Source organism: Acinetobacter sp. YH12131 (genome assembly GCF_013418635.1).
In the GTDB taxonomy this organism is placed as follows: Bacteria; Pseudomonadota; Gammaproteobacteria; order Pseudomonadales; family Moraxellaceae; genus Acinetobacter; species Acinetobacter towneri.
The window spans coordinates 1-3,582 of record NZ_VPBQ01000040.1 but is presented as its reverse complement, the minus strand read 5'-3'; the positions used below and the strand labels follow the sequence as shown (position 1 = coordinate 3,582).

Genomic DNA, 3,582 nt, shown 5'->3' with positions numbered 1-3,582 from the left:
ACTGGAAACAGCGAAACAGACAAATGATGCTGCTAGAAGCGCGCAGAAAGCTGTAAATGAGCAGATAGCAAAGGATGCGCTAGAAGTGTACATGCAGCAGAAAAAAGCCGAAAATGAGCTTTACAGAGCGTCTAGAAGCGATGTTAATAAAGATCAAGACAATTCGCTTGATAATGATAATACTTATAGACCTTTCAATTAAGTATCTAAACGTACTGTACTGTACAACGATACAGTACAGTACAGTACAGTACACAATCGGTAAAAATAAACAATAACAAGTATTTATTAGCGAGTGTCTACGAGCGACGCAATGAAAAGTCGCCCATTCCCCTCTCTGATTACTGCTTTTGCTCTTTTTTGCTCACAAACGACAGTATTTAGCGAGTGTCTACGAGCGATGTATTGATGCTTTTGCTTTTAAAGACGTATGAGCGAAGCGAATACATAATTGCTTTTGCTTTGAGTTGTCATGTAATGCAGTAACAAAAACTGCCCCAACGCTGCGAGCGAAGCGAGCAGCAATAGAGTACGAGCGAAGCGAGTACATAGGGCAGTTTTCATAACTGTTTTTTTGCTTTTGCTTTTGCTTTTGGGTTTTTAATAGTTTTTAAAGCTTTTAAATGCTTTTAGGTAGCTCGAAAGCCTTGCTGTATCTGCGTTTCAAGCTTCATTCAATAAGGTTTAGTCTTACATTCAATAAGCTTTACTCTTATATTCAATAAGCTTTACTCTTATATTCAATAAGCTTTACTCTTAATTAAATAAGACATAAAAATATTTTATTTAAATAAGTAAATATATTGACTTATTAAATACAAGTGATTAATTTATACACATGCACTAGCCAGACAGTCGCGGTAGCTGATTTATACCGACTCGGTTCGTTGAGAACTTTTTTCTTTCTAAACATAGGAGGCATTGCATTGAAGTTGAAAAAAGGAAAACGAATGAATCAAGTCGTGAAAGATAACGCTCTTATTAACGCTAGTTACAGCTTAGAGCTAGTTGAACAAAGAATTGTACTTCAAGCGATTATTAAAGCTCGTGAAACAGAAAAAGGCTTTGATACAAAAACACCGCTTTCTATTCATGCAAGCGAGTATGAAAAACAGTACAACGTCACTAAAGATGCAGCATATAAAGCATTAAAAGATGCTGTTCTGTCACTATTTGAGCGTCAATTCACATTCACTGAACTACAAGACGAAAAGCTAAAAGTAGTTAAAAGCAGATGGGTGTCTCAAATCGCTTATGTTGATAAGTCAGCAGAAGTACAGATCATCTTTAGTCCTGCGGTTGCAAGCATGTGTTCACGCTTAGAGCGTCACTTTACAAGCTATGATCTTGAGCAAGTTGCACCACTCACAAGCAAGTATGCTGTACGTCTTTATGAACTTATGATGTCCTGGAAGTCAGTGGGAAAAACACCAATCATTAAGCTGTCAGAGTTCCGCGAACGCGTTGGCTTGCTTGATGAAAATGAGTACAAAGATATGTGTACTTTTAAAAAGTACGTTCTCGACTTAGCAGTTGCACAGATCAACGAGCATACAGACATTAAGCTAACTTATGAGCAACACAAAGCCGGGCGCAAGATTGACGGCTTTTCATTCAAGTTTAAACAGAAAGTTAAACAGCAGAAGATTGAACAACCGCAGCGAGATCAGAACACGCCAGACTTATTCAACAAAATGACTGACCCGCAGCGCCACTTGTTCGGCAGTAAACTAGCACACGATGCACGTGTACAAAGCGAATACAGCCATCTTGTTGGTACTGGCACTTATGAGCAATTCGGCAAACTGCTTGCTGATATGCTTGCAGAAGAAAAACACTTCAAAACATTCTATCCGCTACTTGCTGAATACGGCTTTAAAGGTTAATTAGATCGGCTGCCCTCCAAGTCGCCAGACTTGGACCAAGTCCGAAGGACTTGGCAAAGGGTCAAGGGAAAGGATTTCCATTGCTTGCGGAACCTAAATTTTTTTCGAAGAAAAAATTTTGGTGTAGTAAGTACACCAAAATCGAAATTTAGGTTGAAAAAACAAAATCAAAAGAAGATATTGAACGTAGTTTAATTTCTTCTTTTTGGATTTTGTGATGACTGGTTACGTTATTTTGAGACATACAAAATTAAAATCATACGGTGAAATTGGGGGGTCTCTTGATCATACATATCGACTTATTGACACTCCAAATTCTGATTCATCTCGTTTAAATCTCAATGAACACGACTTCAATAAAAAAACTGATGTTGTTCAATCAATAAAAAACAGAGTTGATCAACGTATAAAAGAACGTCCAGATAATGTCTTGTGTGTTGAATATCTTGTAACTGCTTCACCGACCTGGGATGGATGGGGTACAGAGAAAGAAACCGAATTTTTTAATCTTCAAAAAGAAAGACTTATAAAAAAATGGGGAACTGAAAATGTTATCTCTACTCACATTCATAGAGACGAGACAACACCACATATGATTGTTTATATCGTTCCGTTTGATGAAGAAAAGAAGGTTCTGAACTGTAAAAAATGGCTTGATGGACGAAAACTATTACAAGAAGAACAAACAGAAGCTGCTGAAATTGTTAAACATTTAGGATTAAGTCGAGGTATCAAAAACTCTAAAGCTGAACATCGAACAATCAAACAGCACTATGAGATCGTTAATCAAATTAATGAAATAAACGAGTTCAGTCCAAGTATTGATAATTTGCCAAAACCAGACTTTTTTGAATCAAAAGAGAATTATGCAAAACGTGTGATTGATGAAGTATTGCCCGATTACAAAAAGTCAAAAATTGAAGCATTACAAGCACTTCATACAGAAAAAGAAGTTAAAGCACTAAGACAGATTGCTGAAAAAGCGGAGGTATATTTGAAAGCTCTGGATGATGTACCCGAGCTACATGTCGATTTATTCAATAACAAGATAAAAGAAACAGCTTCGTTAATTAAGAATAAACACGAAAAGGATATTCAAAAAGAAGTTGAAAAATATAATAATAAAATAGAATTAATTAATACACATAAGAATAACTTTGAGTGTTTCTATGATTATTGCAACTCTGAATTAAAAGCCAAAATTGATAATGAAAAACTGCTCAAAAAAGAGTACGAGAAAACAGAAAATTGGCTAAAAAAGAACAACTTAACTGAAAAAGAGTTTAATAAAGGATGGAAAGATGACGGCTCAAAAATATATATTGATAAGCCTGATTTCTATATGTCTGAATATCAATATAATCAATCAAACATGCAATATTCCTATACTTATAAAAAGAATATTCACGATAAAAGTAAAGAATTAGAAATTAATGAAACAGTTTCTATATTAAAACAGAATCCTGAAAACCAGATTGGTAAACGATTCCAAAATAAACTCGATGATTACTATGAGAATTTCGAACCTGTCATCAATGATGTTGAGCGTAATCTTGAACGACTGAAAGAACTGGAAACAGCGAAACAGACAAATGATGCTGCTAGAAGCGCGCAGAAAGCTGTAAATGAGCAGATAGCAAAGGATGCGCTAGAAGTGTACATGCAGCAGAAAAAAGCCGAAAATGAGCTTTACAGA

At 35.7% G+C, this 3,582-nt stretch carries 3 protein-coding genes; all 3 read left to right on the top strand.

What is annotated here, in order from left to right; genetic code table 11:
* Positions 1-202: hypothetical protein (locus tag FTU66_RS13420; RefSeq protein ID WP_180112949.1), on the top strand; the 202-nt coding region annotated here is incomplete at its 5' end.
* A gap of 748 nt (positions 203-950) precedes the next feature.
* On the top strand, positions 951-1,886 hold the full coding sequence (repM, locus tag FTU66_RS13415; protein ID WP_180112948.1) for a replication initiation protein RepM: 936 nt from the start codon (positions 951-953) through the stop codon (positions 1,884-1,886).
* A gap of 217 nt (positions 1,887-2,103) precedes the next feature.
* The coding region (gene mobV / locus FTU66_RS13410; protein WP_180112947.1) for a MobV family relaxase at positions 2,104-3,582 on the top strand (1,479 nt) is incomplete at its 3' end.

Coding starts and splice junctions, on each gene's coding strand:
- repM (WP_180112948.1), top strand. CDS start 951: ATGAATCAAGTCGTGAAAGATAACGCTCTTATTAACGCTAGTTACAGC.